The sequence below is a fragment of the Fuerstiella marisgermanici genome (genome assembly GCF_001983935.1).
GTDB lineage: Bacteria > Planctomycetota > Planctomycetia > Planctomycetales > Planctomycetaceae > Fuerstiella > Fuerstiella marisgermanici.
Genome location: NZ_CP017641.1, coordinates 4,971,964 through 4,989,200, shown reverse-complemented (window position 1 = coordinate 4,989,200; position 17,237 = coordinate 4,971,964). Strand labels below are relative to the sequence as shown.

Annotated in this window: 9 protein-coding genes; 3 read left to right on the top strand and 6 right to left on the bottom strand. The window is 56.9% G+C overall.

All coding sequences use genetic code 11. From position 1 onward, the window contains the following. Window positions 1-22: 22 nt before the first annotated feature. Window positions 23-688 (top strand): RraA family protein, encoded by a 666-nt coding sequence (locus Fuma_RS18620; RefSeq protein WP_077025450.1) that lies wholly within the window; start codon window positions 23-25, stop codon window positions 686-688. 7 nt (window positions 689-695) lie between these two features. Beyond that, complete coding sequence (locus tag Fuma_RS18615) at window positions 696-2,063, top strand: sulfatase-like hydrolase/transferase (protein ID WP_077025449.1); 1,368 nt, start codon at window positions 696-698, stop codon at window positions 2,061-2,063. Between the two features lie 114 nt (window positions 2,064-2,177). Here Fuma_RS18615 and Fuma_RS18610 read toward each other — a convergent pair whose 3' ends face one another. The 5 genes from Fuma_RS18610 to Fuma_RS18590 form a co-directional block, all read right to left on the bottom strand. Continuing rightward, window positions 2,178-3,482 carry a DUF1552 domain-containing protein gene (locus Fuma_RS18610; protein ID WP_077025448.1) on the bottom strand — a complete coding sequence of 435 codons (1,305 nt, stop codon included), beginning with the start codon at window positions 3,480-3,482 and terminating at the stop codon, window positions 2,178-2,180. A 69-nt stretch (window positions 3,483-3,551) separates the two neighbouring features. Continuing rightward, window positions 3,552-7,712 carry a DUF1592 domain-containing protein gene (locus tag Fuma_RS18605; RefSeq protein ID WP_077025447.1) on the bottom strand — a complete coding sequence of 1,387 codons (4,161 nt, stop codon included), beginning with the start codon at window positions 7,710-7,712 and terminating at the stop codon, window positions 3,552-3,554. Between the two features lie 300 nt (window positions 7,713-8,012). After that, window positions 8,013-8,516, bottom strand: a complete 504-nt coding sequence (locus tag Fuma_RS18600; protein ID WP_077025446.1) for a hypothetical protein — start codon at window positions 8,514-8,516, stop codon at window positions 8,013-8,015. After that, window positions 8,509-9,030 carry an RNA polymerase sigma factor gene (locus Fuma_RS18595; RefSeq protein ID WP_077025445.1) on the bottom strand — a complete coding sequence of 174 codons (522 nt, stop codon included), beginning with the start codon at window positions 9,028-9,030 and terminating at the stop codon, window positions 8,509-8,511. The genes Fuma_RS18600 and Fuma_RS18595 overlap by 8 nt, the downstream gene beginning before the upstream one ends. Before the next feature lie 354 nt (window positions 9,031-9,384). After that, entirely contained in the window at window positions 9,385-10,161 is a 777-nt protein-coding gene (locus tag Fuma_RS18590; protein ID WP_077025444.1) for a FliA/WhiG family RNA polymerase sigma factor, read from the bottom strand. Window positions 10,162-10,673: 512 nt separating this feature from the next. Here Fuma_RS18590 and Fuma_RS18580 point away from each other — a divergent pair. Then, window positions 10,674-10,862, top strand: a complete 189-nt coding sequence (locus Fuma_RS18580; RefSeq protein WP_077025442.1) for a hypothetical protein — start codon at window positions 10,674-10,676, stop codon at window positions 10,860-10,862. Here the strand turns inward: Fuma_RS18580 and Fuma_RS18575 are convergent. Further along, complete coding sequence (locus Fuma_RS18575) at window positions 10,859-17,167, bottom strand: WD40 repeat domain-containing serine/threonine-protein kinase (RefSeq protein ID WP_158521059.1); 6,309 nt, start codon at window positions 17,165-17,167, stop codon at window positions 10,859-10,861. The two genes, Fuma_RS18580 and Fuma_RS18575, sit on opposite strands and share 4 nt — an antisense overlap. Window positions 17,168-17,237 lie beyond the last annotated feature (70 nt).

The window sequence follows — 17,237 nt, the reverse complement described above, 5'->3', positions numbered from 1 at the left end:
AAACCCTGGCCCAAACAACTTCATGTCTGATACGCCCACCACCATTACCCTCCCGCTGATTCGCGACCACCTTTACTCGGCCGTCATTTGTGACGCCCTGGATTCCGTAGGACTCACCAATCAGTCGCCACGTCTGCCGTTTAAACAGGTCACGACTCAGCAAATGATTGTCGGTCGCTGCCGCACGACGTTGTGGGCCGACATGTTTCATGAAGACCCGACGCCGTACGAACTGGAATTGCAGGCGGTCGATAGCTGCCAACCGGACGACGTGTTGATTACGGCGGCAGGCGGTTCAGTACGTTCCGGCATCTGGGGCGAACTGCTGACAACGGCTGTTAAGAATGGCGGCTGCGTCGGTGCCATTATCGACGGAGCGATTCGCGACGTTGCCAAGATTCGGGCGATGGACTTCCCAGTTGTCGCGCGAGGCATTTCAATGTACGACAGCCAGCACCGTCAGCGAGTGATCGACTGCGACGTACCAGTTTCGATCGACGGTGTGACCTTTTCGCCTGGTGATCTGGTTGTCGCCGACGAAGATGGCGTTGTTGTCGTGCCGCAATCGGTCGAGGCCGAAGTTCTAAAGCTGGCATGGGAAAAAGTTCACGCAGAAAATGCAGTGCGAGATGCGATCCGCGGCGGCATGAAGGCAGTCGCGGCGTATGAAAAATTTGGCGTGCTGTAAGGTTGTCATGATGTCTCTGAAATATGCCCTGCAGATTTGCCTGGTTTTGCTGACGTGCGGCGCATCACACGCGGCCGACAGCTCACCGCCCAACATTCTGTTGATCACGGCCGACAACCTCGGCTATGGCGATCTGCGGTGCTACAACCCAGAGTCCGTTGTGCGGACACCGAATATCGATCGGCTGGCCACGCAGAGTGCTCGGCTTACGAGCTTCTACACGGCGTCGCCCACATGCACTGTTTCGCGCGCGTGTTTGCTGACGGGCCGGATTCCTCAGCGACACGGTCTCGTCGACCAACTGGCGGGCTTAAAAGGCAACTACGGGGTTGGACTGAACCAGGATGAAGTTCTGATCCCGCAGATCCTGAAGACCGGTGACGTACCCTATGCCACGGGGTGTTTCGGAAAGTGGAATATCGGATTCGCAGAAGGATCACGGCCGACGGAACGAGGGTTCGACAGATTCATCGGCCACGCCTCCGGCAACATCGACTATGTCCACCATATCTACAACGGCAAACACGATCTGTTCGACGATACGGAAGAACTGCAGGCCGATGGGACTTACTCGACCGACCTGTTCGCTGATTCAGCGATTTCATTTATAAAAGAACGTTCAGCTTCCGACGCACCATGGTTCTGCTACCTGCCGTTCAACGCTCCGCATTTTCCGAATGCGAAAAACAAACAGCCCGGACAACCCAATCGATGGCAGGCCACGGATCGAGCGTTTGCTGAATACGGCTGGACGCCGGACGAACCCGATCCTTACCGGCGCTACTGTGCCGTCATTACCGCGTTGGACGAGGCGATCGGTCGAGTGCTGGCATCAGTCACAGAAGCCGGACAGGACGCCAACACGTTCGTGTTTTTCTACTCGGACAACGGAGCTTTCCGGCTGGGGCGAAAAGGTCTCGACATCGGTTCGAACGCTCCGCTGCGTTCCGGCGGTGTCACGTGCTGGGAAGGCGGGCTGCGAGTTCCCGCGATGGTTCGCTGGCCAGGCCGGATCAAAGCCGGGAGCGTTCTTGCCGAACCACTGTGGTCGCCTGACGTACTGGTGGCATGTGCAAAACTGGCTGGCAAACCGCTGCCGGACGATGTTGTGCTGGATGGGCGAGACCCCTTGCCGGTTCTCACAGAAGGTGCGAAGTCACCGCATAAGTCGTTCTTTTTCGCCTATCGAAAGCACGCGGCGCTGCGAAGTGGTGACTGGAAGATCGTGCGTGAGAAACCGAGCCAACCGTGGCAGCTATTCAATCTGAAGTCAGACCTTAGCGAATCAAACAACCTCGCCAGCGCGAATCCTGAACGCGTTGCGGATTTGGCCAGCACGTTCGAAGCCTGGCAGACGTCCGCAACCAGTAACTGACGGATCAGGTTCTAGTCTGGTCGGCAGATGCTCAAGCGTGTTAAGGCTGTTGACGCGGCAGTAGTCTCGCGCGATCGGTTCAGTGGTTTTCGGATCTGCCTGAATACGAGATCGCTATACCTGGTCGAGTGGCTCCGTCGCGTCGCCGAATGTCTTCGCGTGCACGCCCATTTTGTCCATCATGCTAAGATACAATCGACTCATCTGGCGGTTTGAGTTTTCCAGATAGTCCAGGTTCTGACCGCCTTTGATGCGACCTCCGCCACCGCCCAACATCACGACTGGCAGTTGGGTTGCGTCGTGGTGCCCGTTCAGCATGCTCGAACAAAGCATCAACATGCTGTTGTCCAACAGGGGGCGATCGCCCTCCTGGGTGGCGTCCATTCGCTTTGCCAGATACTGCACCTGCTCCAGAAAGAACTGATTGACCTTCAACCAGTCGTCGGTGTCGTTATGCGACAGCAGGTGATGAATCATGTAGTCGACACCCAGATGAGGGAACCTTAGCGTGCCGTGGTCGTTGTTCAGCTTGAGCGTGCACACGCGAGTTGTGTCGGTTTGGAAGGCGAGGACCAGAATGTCGCACATCAGCCGCATGTGTTCGACGATGTCCTGAGGGTATCCGTCCTGGGGCCGAGCGATATTCGGTTTAGTGAGCGTTGGTCGCCAGCCCTGCAGTTCGCCTCGTTGATGAGCCTGATCCAGTCGCTGTTCGACCTCGCGGACGGAATTTAGGTACTCGTCCAGCTTCTGTTGATCCAGAGAACTCACACTGCGACGAAAATCGCGAGCGTCTTCCAACACGGCATCCAGAACACTCTTGTCACCACGCGACGCTGTTTCGCGGAAGAGCGAATCGAAAGCCAAAGCGGGATACACTTCCAGCGGTGTTGGCGTGGTGGGGCTGGACCAGGAAATGTGCGAGCTGTAAAGCATCGAGTAGTTTTTGTGGACCGAAGGGTTCGCCTTTTCGCAACCCAGTACCAGGCTGGGCAGTTTTGTCTGGCGACCGATCTCTTGAGCCACTAACTGATCGACGCTGGTTCCGCTGCGGATGGTTCCGCCGGAAGCCAATGGCGCACCAGACAGCAGGTTGCCGGTTTGTGAACTGTGAATGTTGCCCTTCAGCGCCTCGGCATTGTACAAGCCGCGAATAAACACCATTCGATCGCGATAGTCATTCAGCGGGTGCAGCACGCGGCCAAGTTCCATGTCTGGCCCTTCGCCTTTGGCCCACCATTCCTGCTTGTGAAAGCCGCACCCGGAAAACAGAATGGCCATGCGTGTTGGTGCCTGGCTACCCGTTTGTCTGGCGGGGGATTCGTCACCCCAAACGGCCTGAGATTCGAGCCACGGCAGCGCCATGCTGACTCCAAGACCTCGCAACACTGTTCGTCGGGAAACCTGATACATAGTCATGGCAAGGCTTGCTGTAACGTGGGGAGAATTAGGGCGGCGTGTTGGGTTTCAGTATAAATGATCATGCCGTCATTCGGCCACAACCTTCGGTCGGATGCGGCGGAATTGCGAACTCTGCACGATCGTTTCAACTGCTGTATGGAATCGATAATCGTGCGAGGAAAGCTGAGTCAGCATGTCGTCCAGCAACGGTTCGTCCGACAAACGGACTTCGCGGGCCAGAGCGTAGCCCAGCAGTTTTCGGCAGAATTGTCGCAGCACATCATCACGGCGGTCCGTTAGAAGGTAGTTGCGCAGACCGTCCAGGCCATCAATCGGCAGGCCTTCGAACAGCGTCGTTTTGGTGTCCACCGCCGTAGGCCGCAGACGCCCCAGAGCGTCGTATTGCTCCAACGCAAATCCGTACGGATCAATCCGCTCGTGGCATTTCGCACAGGCTGCATCCGAACTGTGACGTTCGATCAACTGGCGCGCGGTGAGTCCCGCCGGGACGGCATCAGGCAACTGCGGGATGCCCGGCGGAGGACGGGGTAAACGTTCGCCCAGCAGCGTTTCTGAAACCCAATTGCCCCGCAGAATTGGGCTGGTCCGAGACGCTCCGGACTGACTGGCGAGCACCGTTGCCATAGCCAGAATTCCGCCCCGCCCCTGTGGCGACACATCGGTCACTCGCTGCCATCCCGTGCCGTTAACGCCTTCGATGCCGTAGTGCTTTGCCAGGGCTGCATTTAAAAACGTATGGTCGGCGTTCAAGAGGTCCAGCAACGAACCATTGTTTCGGAACATGTCTTCGAAAAATCGTACCGTCTCTTCATACATCGCGCCACGGAGGTCGGCGAATTCGGGATACAAAGCTTCGTTCTTATCGTTGTTCTGATCGAAGTCACGAAGATGCAGCCATTGGCAGGCGAAGTGAATGGCCAGACGTCGGGTTCGCTGATCTTTGAGCAGTCGACGTGTCTGTTGAAGAAGGTGCTGATTGTCGGGCGAAGCGGTGAGCTGGTTGGCATCGGCCAGTTGCCTGAGTTCTGCGTCGGGCAGCGTGGACCATAAAAAGTAACTTAACCGGCTCGCCAGTTCCGGATCGGTGACTTCGGTGGGTTGGCTTCCGATCGCCGGAGATTCACGACGATATAGAAAGTCGGGCGACGTGAGCACGCGAGCGATCAGCAGACGTATGGCTTCGGTATGCGGAATGCTTTCGTCCCGCAACGTTTGATACAGCTTATAAAGCGCTCGTTGTTCGTCCTGCTTCAGCGGCCGCCGCCAAGCGCGATCGGCCAACTTGACGACGGCGGAAACGTGAATTGGTTCGATTGCCTTCATTTGTTCTCGGAAGGCATCGGCACGTGCCTGGACAGCTGGCTTCATGCGATCCCAGGGCCCCACTGCATCCGGACGATCCTGTGTAGCAAATTCGCGAATCTGCTCCAGCGATACCACCATCTTCAGAGGTTCCTCGCTGACATAAAGCAGTTCATCCCACAACCGGTTTAGCTCTGCGGTCTGAGCGTCATCAAGCATCAACTGTTGAAACAGTTCGTCTTCGCGATGAAACAGTGTTGCGGTGACGGCCTCATCCACTGGCACAATGCGCGTGTAACACAGAGCCAGCGGAAACAGTTCACGGAATTCGGCTAACGCAGCGTTAAGTTTTTGTCGAGCCGCCTCGTCCGGTGCACAGATGAGTGGACTTGTTGATGGTACAGAGGCCACAGGAGTGTCCGCCGAAGATGCCGGCGTCTGGGAATCAGTTGCGACCACTTCTGCTGTGACATGCAACTGCGTTATGCCCGCTATGCCCGCTATGCCCGAATGTCCGTCGAACGTCCCTGTGACAACCAGTTCGCCATCTGCGAAGGCAGCAGGAATCAGAAACTCCAGCGACGCCGGTGCCTGTACGACTAGGTCATGCGAATCAATTGCGGCTCCTCGCGGATGCGTTCCAAAGCGAGGATCCGGCGTTGTGTTGTCTAGCGAGACGGCGTCGTGGGGAATCGGGAACGTGTGCAGAATTCCGTAAAGCTGCCCGTCCGGCGAACTCGTTTGATCGTCGGCCGGCGGTGCCCCTTCTACCAGTGCCATTAGCTGTTCGACCAACACATCCCGATCAGATACCTCATCGCGCCAACGCGCCAGTAGCGAGCCCGTTGGGGCAGTCGCTGGCGAATCGCCGCTGCCTGGAAGTGAGGTCAGCGGACCTTCGTAGAAGTGCCAGATCCCATCGTGCCCATGACGGTCCGCGTGCGGATTGGCAGCAAGCAAATTCGGTGAAACCTCGGCCGACGCATCCCACTCACGCCTCGCACCGTCTAATTCAGTGATCGTGAACCGCACATCCGTGAGGTCGCAGACATGATCGTTCTGGCCCGGCCCAATTATAACTGACAGCAATTCGCCCGGAGCCACCGTTAGCGTCGTAGCCGGCAACTCGGCTTCACCACCACTGGCGACAGATCCATGAATCAGAAACTGCGACGCCGTGCCATGACGATGCTCGACCCACCATTCAAAACCATTGCCGCATGTATCGTGAGCGTCCGCGACCGTGGCTTTGATCTGAACTCGCCTAGAGATCGGGCTTTGCCAGCCCAACGCCACAAAGTTGGTGACAGACGGGTGCAGTAAGAGTGAATGTGGTCGAGCAACGCCAGGAATCCGGACCTCTTTGTCGGAAGAGTTGGCCATGATGGATGGCGTCTGAGGAAAGCCCCAACCTGTGATGAAGTCGTACTCTCCCGGCGACAGCTTTTGTGTGAAATGCCCCTGAACTTTCACCGGACCGCCCGCGTTGACTCCGATAAAGTTCGCGGCAGCAGTCAGCAACGACGCCGGAAGATCGGCTTCCTTTGCTACTTGCGAAAGCGGTTTTCCGGTTTCCAATTCTGCCACGGCTTTCAGGTAGGCGGGCAATTGTGCCAGAAATTGTTTGCGGACGAGCAGCATCTGCTGATGAAGGTTCTGGACGTCGCGAAGCGGTACGGGCGGCTGGCCGGTGCGTTCAATCCGAGCGTTCTGCCATCTCACAAAGTCGTGTTCCTGTTCACCATCTGCATCGCCAGCGATCAGTCGGACGACGACATCACGCCCTTCTGCAGTTGCAGGCAGCGGCACGCGGAATTCACGCCGTTCGACTACCGGCGTCACGGCTTCCAGCCAGGATGCAGGAGCGCCTTCACGGCCCACGTGCCCGACGACATTGAACTTCCACAATTCCGGTTGCCACTGTTCAATGAAGGTGACAAGCTGCGGCACCTGGTCTGGCGTCAGATTTTTCCACCGCGTGCGAACCTGCTGCAGCAGGAAGCCGAGTTGCCTGTCCTTCGACGTCAACACACTCCATAGCCGCTTCAGATAGACGGGGCTGAGTTGTCGGTCAGTGGCTACCTGTTCCAGAGTTTTTCGACCGGACAGCAAGGCGTCGCGTTCAACGACGGTTGCTGTGAGATAATCCGCGATTGGCAGAACACCACCCTGATTGGTTTCGAAGCGGATCCCCTGAAGATTCACTTCTGTCCCGCTGCCGGTCGTCGTGTATTGAGCGTAGAACGCTTGAATCTTTGCGAGCAAATCGTCGGTCAAATCTCGCTGACTTGTATACGGGGAAAACCGAATCCCCGTCGGAACCAGAGCGGCATGCTGCGACACCTGCTTTGCCGCGTCCAGATATTTTCGGACCAGTTGCGGCGACATCACCAATCCACTGCCCACGTTGGTGAAACCTTCCCCGGCTGCTCCATCAACAGGAAATTCGGCCGCCGGATTCAAATCGGCAACGCCCGTTAGATCCTGAATCGTATACTTGTACTCGGCATTACTCAGCCGCCGCAGCACGACCGGCCCCGGATCACCCGCCATCGCGCGAGCTTCCTGAGTCAGGAAACGGCGGACCCAGTTCTGTAATGTTTCTCGCTCTACATCGTTCGGTTGCGGCGCGTCGTTCGGAGGCATCTGATGACTATCCAGCATCGCTCGCACACGCACCCAGGTATCGATCTTGTCTCGCAAGTCCTCCAATGAATTCAGGTTCGTGAGGTCAACGTCGGCTTCTGCCAGGTCCGGCCGGTGACAGTCCTGACAATAGGTCTGCAACAGCGGCGCGACGCTTTTCTGAAAGGACGCATCGGTGACGGGCAGCACGCGTTGTTCGTCCGCAGCCGTATTCCGGCTATGCGCTGTGAGCAGAACGAGGACAAAAACGATCCACAGACTTAGACGATTGAGCGACATAGCGATTGTGACTCTTCAAAAACCGGGACGTTGAGCCCCAATTTTCTATCAGAACCCGGTCCTCGCGTCATTTGTCACTCTGCAATTCGAAGCCCCCGCGTATGAGTCGCTGCCTGAACGCTGTCTCAAGCGGAAGCTAAATCTGAAGTTTGCGCCGCACGTTCCTCCACCGCATCAAGCTTCAATCCATGCCGATTGGCAAGCCCACCGGCGCCCCGAGGAATTTGTGTTCGCGCAAAAAAGAAGCCCGATCCCTCAGCGAGAGACCGGGCTTGCAGACCTGCTGTTGTGCGTGCCTGCTCACTTCCGTGATTTTTCGTTGTCAACGTTAGGAGCAACCGGGCCAGGCGAAAGGTCCACGCCTTCGGTTTCGTCGAGCGTTGTTCCGGTGTCGTCGATGACGCCGTTCGTCGATGCGTCGCCTTCGCCGGAGACATTCATAAATTCGGGTCCCAGCAAGCCGTTTTCTGGCTGAACTTCGACCGTGCTACCGGGCGACCCATCGACGTCTGTCTTGGTGCCACTTGTGACAAACAGCATCATGCAGGCGGCCAATGTCGCAGCGGCCACGGCGATACCTCGACGACTGGTTGGCACAGCCGACGATTCTGATGAACGGGCGACCGTCGCTAAAGAAACGCCAGCGGTTGAAGGCTGTTTCGATGTCGTCGTGCCCTTGATCTGCGGCCATGAAGACGGCAGAGTGTTCAGTTGGGCGGGCATTTCTGACTTGTAGAAGGTGGTCAGGAGTTGATCCATCTGGTCGTCAGAAAACTGCAGTTTGTTGTTGGGTTTGTCATTCATTGAGGTAGCCCTGTTCTTCCAGTAGTTCTGCCAGCCGGCGTCGAGCTCGTGAGAGTCTCATATCGATTGCGGCGGCCGAACAATCCATCACTCGTGCCATCTGAGCCGAGGACCAGCTCAGTGAATACTTCATCACCAGGACCTTGCGGTCATCTTCCAACATCATCAACAACGCGTCTCGAATGGCTTCGCGGTTTTCATCGGAAGAAAGAATGTCTTCCGGGGCAAACCGATCATTCGACATTTCGTCCAGCGTTGCCGTTAATTTGCAACTACTGCTTTTTCGCCTCGCAACATCTCGCAGCCAGTTTTGACCAACTCGCAACAGCCACGCTCGCGGATCGCGAATTGCTTCTCCTGAATAAGAATGCAGTTTCAGAAACGCTTCCTGAACCGCATCGTAAGCGCGTTCCGGATCGCTGCACTGCGAATAAAAGATCGCCCACAATTCCCGGTTATGTTCCCGGTACAATGCGTCCAGCGAATCCGTCTCAGTCGACGGTTCCTCGGCCATTCCTGATCCCACCTGTCGTTTGCGAAGGAAAGTCTTTTTCCGCCGCAAGATACGTCAAAAAGACGGGTTTTTGGCGTATCTGAAAGGACAAGACGGCGTCCTTGCAGGCGTCTAACCGGAAAAAGCGAAATTTGTGAAAGTTCGCCCGATGGCTCAATGCCAGTAATGGACGGGCTTTCCCGCCCACACGATGCCGATCTGACGGCGTGTTGTCAAATGGCACGGCGCATGAAGAAGCCCGGCTTTTTTGAAAAGCCGGGCTTCATGTGTTTTTGGTGTGGCTGTGGCTTCTCGCCGCAGCGGTGCCGAACAACCGGAGGTTGGAAGCCTCAAGCTGGAACGGCTGACGTTCGCCTAACTAAATTCCGGTCGGCGACCGTTTAATTGCTCCTTCAGCCGGTTCACGATGCTCGAATGCATCTGGCTGACTCGTGATTCCGACAGGCCCAATGTCGAACCAATTTCCTTCATCGTCAGTTCTTCGTAGTAATACAGAATGATGATCAACCGTTCATTACGGTTTAGACCTTTGGTCACGATCTTCATCACGTCCAGCTTTTGAATGCCGTCTGTCGGGTCTTCACCCTTGGCGTCCTGCAGGACGTCGACTTCGCGAACGTCCTTGTAGCTGTCCGTTTCGTACCACTTCTTGTTGAGACTCACCAGATTAATGGCGGACGCCTCAGCCTTGTGCTTTTCGAACTCGCCAATCCCAAGGCCCATTTCGCTGGCCAGTTCGGCATCCGTCGGTGGACGGCCGGTCTTGGCGACAGCCGCTTTGCGAGCAGCTTCCAGCTTGCTGGCCTTGCTGCGGACCAGTCGAGGCACCCAGTCCATCGTGCGAAGTTCGTCTAGCATGGCACCTCGAATACGAGGCACGCAGTAGGTTTCGAACTTCACGCCGCGTTCCATGTCGAACGCTTCGATGGCATCCATCAGGCCAAACACGCCAGCGGACATCAGATCGTTAAGATCCACGCCTTCCGGTAGCTTGGCCCACACGCGTTCTGCATTGTATCTGACCAGTGGTAGATACCGTTCCATCAGGCGATTACGCAGAGTCTGGTCGGATTGGTCCTTTTTGAACGCAATCCAGACGTCGACGATATCTTCACTGATTTTGGTAGCCATTCATTCCTCCATGACGAACCGCATCCGGCTAAGACGGGTGATGTGCTGTATCAAAACACATCGGACTTAGCGGCCTTTCGTATCCAGCAGAATCATTACAAACGCTGCAACGTTCAGAAACTTCCCAGTGCCGTCTGCGTCCCGCGAAGCAGACTTAAGATCTTTCGATTCCTAAGGAAGTTTTCTGGTTGTGTGACGAGTTTGTGATGGCTCCAAATACGAAAGGACTGCGGCCGAAAAGCTGCCTGATTTATTAAAAATGATCTGCCGAACCACTCGTTCCGTTGTGCTGAATCCAGCAAACGGAGACCCGCATTCGTGGTTGCGACTTCAGGGACAATGACATCCATGCCAGAGTCCGGTTTTCCGCCGCCCGTCGCTTCGAACGATCTGATGCGACTGGCGGTTCGCGAAAGTGTTCAGCGACTTTTTTGTCTGCCGGGTGACCGTCAGTAAGTCGCGTCTGCTCTCGTCAGAGACGGGTGATAATGGAGTGAAAAAGTGGTCGCAAGATGGATGAGACCGACTATTTTGGCGTTTTTCGGCGAAGGTCGAGTGTCCGGCAGATTCAACCGTTCAACCGCATCATTCCCGGCAGAAAGGTGTTGAGCGATTCGTCTGAGCCGACCGGTTGGCAATTTCAGTTGCACATTCTGCAGGAAGCAGCGCCGATTCATGTTCGCGATGGCATTCACGATTAATCTTCGAGTTTGCGAAATGGCATCTGCCAGATGACCGCAGTGCCGTCTTCGCTGGCGGTGGCCACAGTGCCGCTGGCCGACACGCTGATGGCCGTGATTGGGGCGGAATGAGAGACCGGGCTGTCAGCTTTTAGGAATTCGTACGCTTCGTACGCCGCGAATGCACTGGCCTCGTCGCGGTCTGTCTGACAGTTCCAGACCAGCGCGTGCCCGTCTGCTCCGCCAGTGACCAGCCATGGCGAATTCGGCAAAAACGCGATGGCGTTGATTCCGCCCGCGTCGTGGCCTCGCACCACGCAATGCGCTCGCCAGCCGTCATCACCCTGCCGAAATACCCACGCGCGACTTTCACCACTGCCCAACAACCGGCCGGCGACCGCGAAAACGCGTTTGTCATCGGAAAACGTGGCAGATGTAAGTTCCACCGTCTGTCCGCTTTCGACTTTAAAAGTTCGCTGGTCTGCCTGAGGCGTCGCGGTGGGGAGCACAGTGAGCGTTCCGTCTGCGTGGGCCAGCAAGAGCCTTTGCCCGGACGGACTGAATGCCGCGGCGGCCAGAATTCCTCCGGTTTTCGGCTGCAGCTTTTCCACGAGCGCTGCTTCCCGGGTTTCTGAATTCCAGCGCCACAGCCCTGCCGAACGGTCTGCTCCGGTACTCACGAATAGCTGAGTCGCATCGTCGTTCGGCTGGGGAGCGAACTGCAGGCTTGTGACAGTTCCACGATGAGGGCTGCCGACCTTGAAAATGCTGCTCGCAAAATCGACGTCGGTTGAGTCTGCATTGAAAATCCGGATCGAACGGTCGCCTGTCAGCACGACCGGGTGGTCCGCATTGCGAGAAAGTGCGACGGCTTCGACGGCATACATTGGCCTGAACGCCGCCAGATGCGAACGGTTGTTGAGGTCCCACAGATGAGCCGACGTGCCGTCAAACGTGGCGATGCCGTCGACTGCTTTTCCGTTCGGCAATTGCAACGTCGGCGGGGCAAAAACGGCATCTGCCATTCCAGCCTGCGGCGCATCCAGCACCGTCAGAATTTTCCATGTGTCCGTGTCAAAGATCTGCAAATTCCCGTCGATGACCGCTGCCACTCGACCGCCATTGTCGGCCCAATGGACCGAAGTGATTCTTTGGGCATTTCGGCCGCCGACAACGGCAGGACGAATCGTACGCAGCGGTTCGGGATCCCCGATCTGCCACAGATGCAATTCGTCGGTCGTTTGTTTGGTCGCTTTGTCTGTTCGAGCACTAACGGTCAGAAAACGGCGTTGATCTGACGCGAATGCTGTCCGAGCAATCGGGACATTGTCGTGATTAAATTCGAATACGACGTCCAGGTTTCCTACTGCGGCAGAGTCTTCTTCCGCGGTCGACTTGTCTTCGCCGCCTGAATCAGCAGCCAGCAGCTGCAGGCGGCCATCGAAGCCGGCGGAAAACAGGCGGCCATCTGCCAGCCATTCCAGGTGACTCACAATTGCATTCTTGGAATGTGCCTGTCCGCCCGCCAGCAGCCGGCCATTTGCAGCGTTCCAGATGGCGACGCGGCCGTCGCGAGCTCCGGTGGCAATTCTGGCACCGTCGCGGCCGACTGCGATTGCGGAGACTTCAGAACGGTGAAAGCCCTGTAATACGGCCACCGGTTCGCAGTTCGAATTTGATTGCAGGTCTGAGGTCCGCCAGACGTTGGCCGCCGCGCCTTTCGCTTCCGCATGACTCGCTGCGGATGTGACAATCAACTGCCCATCGGCAGAAACGGCCACAGCGTTGACCAGCCCCAGACCTGGCAGCTTCACTTCCTGATGCCCCGTGCCAGGCCGGTTCAAATCTGCATCCCACAGGCACAGATTGCCATCGAAGCCGGTCGTCAGCAGGCGTTTACCGTCCGGCGGCAGGAAGTGCATTCGAGCCACATTGGAATCATGCCCTTCGGCAAACGCGGTGTGTGATTCAGAAAGGCGTAAGCGGCCAGACGAATTCCCCAAGGGCTTGCCGGTTGATGAATTCCAAAAAACGGCCGTCCCGTCGGCCGCTCCGGTGACGACTCGCTGGCCATCATCGCTGAGGCACACCGATTTGATCGCGCCTCGCTGCAACTTTTGATCAGCATTTAGCACGATGTAGTCAGTTGCAGAATCCGTGCGATCGTTCTGCGAAGGTGTCGCTGGGACGGCGTCGGCGGCCCACCGCACGGGAATGTGCGGCCGTGCTTGAGGTGCCTTCATTAACTTCGTCAGCTGAAACTGTTGTTCGATTTTTTGCTGTTGGGCGGCGTTGTCCGCGACGACCCACAGACGGCAATACCGATCGGCTCCGGCAGAAACCACCGTTGCGCCGTCTGCATCCAAAAACCCAGCAGCGTTAACCTTCGCGCCGTGACCTTCCAGTCTTTGCTGAAATTTTAATCGCAGTTCGCTGTCTTCTTCGCGCTGCCAGATGCCTATGGAGCGGTCATCGCTGGCGGTGACGATGTGCTGCCCGTCTGCTGAAAATTCAATATCGTTGATCGGACGCATGTGGTGAGTGAATACCCAACCGGTCGCCTGCTGTTTGGCTAAATCGGAAGCATGCTCAAATGGAAACTGGTCACGTGCCAGGTCGTCGTCAACAGTTCGCCGTGGCAGTGCCAGAAGTTCGCCGTTTCGACTATTGCTGATCAGCAGTAGTTGCTCATCCGGGGAAACCGCCATTCGCAGCGGTGGGCTGATGCGATCGCGAGGGAACCGAAGCTGGCCTAAGCGCTTCGGCCGCGCCGTGGGATTTTCAGCGGGTGGAAGTTGGTACGCCAGAATGTCGGCCGATTCTCCACCTCGCGAACCGGCATACAAAAAGATGCCACGCTGCGGCAGCAACGCGAGATCTCGCACGACAGAATCCGCGTGAATGGACCACAGCGGTTGTCGACTGTCCGCGTTCCATGCCTTGATGTAGCCATCGGCGTCGGCCGATAGCAAAAACGATTCACCACGCTGGATCGCGGTGATGTTGGCATCATGACCAGTGATCATGTGATGCTGGTTGTTTTCCGGTCGCCACAAATGCAGCGAGCTTCCGGCCGCCGCGATCACCTGGCGTTCGCTGCTATCGAAGGTGATCTCAGTCACTGGCGCGCCGATATTCAGTGAAGCACTCGGCGCGTCGGGGAACTCAGTTGTTTCATGATCGATTTTCCAAACGTTCAGCTTTCCGGCCGAATCGCCCCATGCCATCAGTTTTCCGGACGGACTGATGACCTGAGCCTGTACCGGAGCGGCTGTTGACCGCGTGTTCTGTTGCAGCAGGCGTTGACGGGCCTTCAGTTCTGTGCGGCGTTGTTCTCGTTCCGGTTCAGGCAGAGTCGTGTATTGCGGATCGTTGTCCAGAGCGGCGATGAGTTCATCGATCCGCTGCAATGCTGTTGAGAAATCGGAGTTGCGTACGAGGCTCGCAATCGAAGTGCTCCGCAATTCCACGGCCGCTCGCACGGTTTGTTCTGCCAGCTTCTGTTGACGCTTTTCCAGGCTGGCCAGTTCTTTGTTGACGGCGTTCTTTTGCTCCGTAACGGCCATCACTTCTGCGGTCAGATTCTGTTTGTCGAGGCGAAGACTTTTGCTTTCCCCAACAAGCTGCCGCTTTTCGTTTGTCAGCGTCGTGTTTTCGGATTCAAGCAACGTCTTCGCGGCCACGAGCGTTTTCTGTTCGGCCAGCAACGCTTCCTGCCTGGCCAGCAGTGTTTCGCTTTGCTGCTGCAGTTCGGTCTTCCGCTGTTCGAGATCTGCTTTTTCGCTGGTGAGCTGTCGAGTTTCGGCGATAAGGTTTTGTTCCGCCTGCTGAAGTACTTCGACGTTGCCGTGCAGTGATGTGATCTGGCGATTCTTCTGCGAAAGCTGAACGGCCAGCACTGTCGCGACGGCACCGACAATCACGATCAGCCCTGCGGCAGTCACCGCAACCTGCTTCAGCCGATTGCGAAAACTGCGAGCTCTCGTCATTTGTGAGGCAAGTGCTGTGAATTCTTCGCCGCTTTCCTGAGCGGCCACTTGCAGACCGAGGTCGTAGTCGCCATTTTGATTGGCCACCGTTGCATAGGCGAGTCGCGTATTGCGAAGGCCTTCACGAGCGTGTTTGTTTTCCGGCCATGCATTGTGTGATTCTTCGTACAGTGCTGCCGCCGTTTGAAAGTTTTGGTAGCCGCGTGAGGACGACTTCCCGTTGTCGTAGTGCAGGGTTGCGGCGGCCTTGGCAGCAAGACGACGGCTTTCTTCGTGCGTCTGAAACTTCTTGACGGCCTGTTGGAAATCGAGCACCGACGCATACCGATCGCCCGGTTTGGTTTGCATCGCCTGCATCGCAATGTCGAGTAACTCGCCAGTGACTTCGGTTTCGCGAATGGAATTGATTCGCACAACGCCATCAATCGCCTCCCACAATCCGGTTGCGCCAGCATTGACGTCAGGTTTGGGGAACGTGTGAGGCGGCTTGCCGGTAACAATCTCAAACAGAATCGCGCCCAGCAAATAGATGTCACTCCACGTGCCGATTTCTTCCGCCGGTCCGGACCACAATTCCGGCGACATGTACGCAGGCGTTCCAGCGCCATAGGGCGATGCGGGCGACACAAAACGTTTTCGGTCGGCGGCTGACGCCGGGATAGCGAGTCCCCAGTCCAGGACCAGCACTTCACCGAATTCGCCCAGCATGATGTTTTCGGGCTTCAGGTCTCGGTTCACGACTCCGTTGTGGTGCGCGTACGCCATGGCGTCGCACGCTTTGTGAAGGACTTCGAGGTTTTCTTCCAGAGTCATGTCGGCGATGCGATCACTCCACGGAATCCCCTTCACGCGCTTCATGGAATAATACGGTGCGCCATCTTCTGTCTGGCATAAATCGTGAATCGGAATGATGTGTGGATGGACCAGGTTCGCCGTCACCAGAGCTTCCGACAGAAACATCTCGCGACGTTGTTTGGCGACCTTTTGCGTGCGTCCCTGTGTTTCGACGATCTTTTGTTCGCGATCCTTCAGCGGTTTGAGCGTCTTAATAGCCAGCTCGCGGTCGAGCGATGTTTGGCGAGCCAGGTAGATGGCTCCCATTCCGCCTTCTGCGATTTTTTCGACGATGTCGTAGTCGGGGGCCGAGTTCTTGCCGTGTTGTTCGAATGCTTCGTCACCGGCGACCGGCCGGTTGCGAATAACGAGCGACGCATCGAGTCCGTCGGCCGATTGCCGATTCCAGATTTGAGTTCCCGCGTTATGCGGAGTGCCTGTCGACGAGGCTGTTGGCGGTTCCAACGCGACGGTATCCGGACTGTGTTGCTCGGCGACTTCCGACTGCCATTCGTCGTACTCATCTTCCGACAGATTCCGCATGCCCACTGTCTTTGAGAACACTTCTGTTTGATCAAAATCCTCGGACTCGCTGGCGGGCAACACAGACGCAATGGTTTCCACGGCTCGTCGATCGCCATCGACGCCATCTTGTGTTGCTGGGGCTTTGCGGGCAGGTTCTGGCGGGACGACGGTATCAGGATCGACCGTCTCCTGCCCTGCCCCCATCGATCGGTTCCCGCGCAGACCTAAGTCCTGAGTTTGGTCGTTGAGTTCATCAGTTGGAGACGCCGTTGGAGACTCAGTTGGCCGCGGCTCGGCAGGAACCTCAGTCGACGGCAGATCGACAGTCGGCATTGCGAACGGGATCACCGTACGATCGGGGTCGATGGCCGGTTCATCGTCGAAGTCGTCGTCATCGAAAGCGTCGTCACTGAATCCGTCTCCGGAATCGAAGCTGAAATCGTGATGCGTCGGCGTGCTGGAAGGAATCCATGTGCTGTCAGGATCAAGTGCGTTGCGAGCGTCGGATTGCGAATCGCGAGTAGTGTCGGCGTCGCCGTCCGGATCGCTGGACGGTGACGCATTGGGCGGACCATCCGGCGGCGGAACCCATGCGTCTTTGAGCCGCGTATCCTCTTCGTCTTCTGAACTCGTGGATGGGGCAGCTTTTGGGGCGGCCGTTTTGGGTGGTCCATCAGGTGGCGGGACCCACGTGTCTTTCAATCGCGGATCTTCATCGGCTTCAGGTTCTGTGGACGGCCGAACTTCGCGCGGGCCATCAACCGGTGGCACCCATGTTTCCTGCATCCGTGGATCGTCATCAGCTTCCGGTTCGGCAGGCGGTTCAGGGCTTTCCGCCGCCCGACGAGCTACAGGGCCAAAGCCGGGTGTCGAATCGGTGGCGAATTTCAGATCGTCGTCGGGACTGGGAGAATTTCCCGAGATAACGTCGTCTCGACGGTCGTCCGCATTCTTGTCAGGCCGCTTCTTTTTGCCCATGTCGATTGCTCGCTGATTTTGTTGTCTCTTGTTCTTCCGACGAAACATTTGTGCCGATGGCGGAATGCCA

What these genes read in the sequence shown, in the direction of transcription:
- Fuma_RS18620 (WP_077025450.1), top strand. Translation starts at nt 23, where the DNA reads ATGTCTGATACGCCCACCACCATTACCCTCCCGCTGATTCGCGACCAC.
- Fuma_RS18615 (WP_077025449.1), top strand. Translation starts at nt 696, where the DNA reads ATGATGTCTCTGAAATATGCCCTGCAGATTTGCCTGGTTTTGCTGACG.
- Fuma_RS18610 (WP_077025448.1), bottom strand. Translation starts at nt 3,482, where the DNA reads ATGACTATGTATCAGGTTTCCCGACGAACAGTGTTGCGAGGTCTTGGA.
- Fuma_RS18605 (WP_077025447.1), bottom strand. Translation starts at nt 7,712, where the DNA reads ATGTCGCTCAATCGTCTAAGTCTGTGGATCGTTTTTGTCCTCGTTCTG.
- Fuma_RS18600 (WP_077025446.1), bottom strand. Translation starts at nt 8,516, where the DNA reads ATGAATGACAAACCCAACAACAAACTGCAGTTTTCTGACGACCAGATG.
- Fuma_RS18595 (WP_077025445.1), bottom strand. Translation starts at nt 9,030, where the DNA reads ATGGCCGAGGAACCGTCGACTGAGACGGATTCGCTGGACGCATTGTAC.
- Fuma_RS18590 (WP_077025444.1), bottom strand. Translation starts at nt 10,161, where the DNA reads ATGGCTACCAAAATCAGTGAAGATATCGTCGACGTCTGGATTGCGTTC.
- Fuma_RS18580 (WP_077025442.1), top strand. Translation starts at nt 10,674, where the DNA reads ATGGATGAGACCGACTATTTTGGCGTTTTTCGGCGAAGGTCGAGTGTC.
- Fuma_RS18575 (WP_158521059.1), bottom strand. Translation starts at nt 17,167, where the DNA reads ATGGGCAAAAAGAAGCGGCCTGACAAGAATGCGGACGACCGTCGAGAC.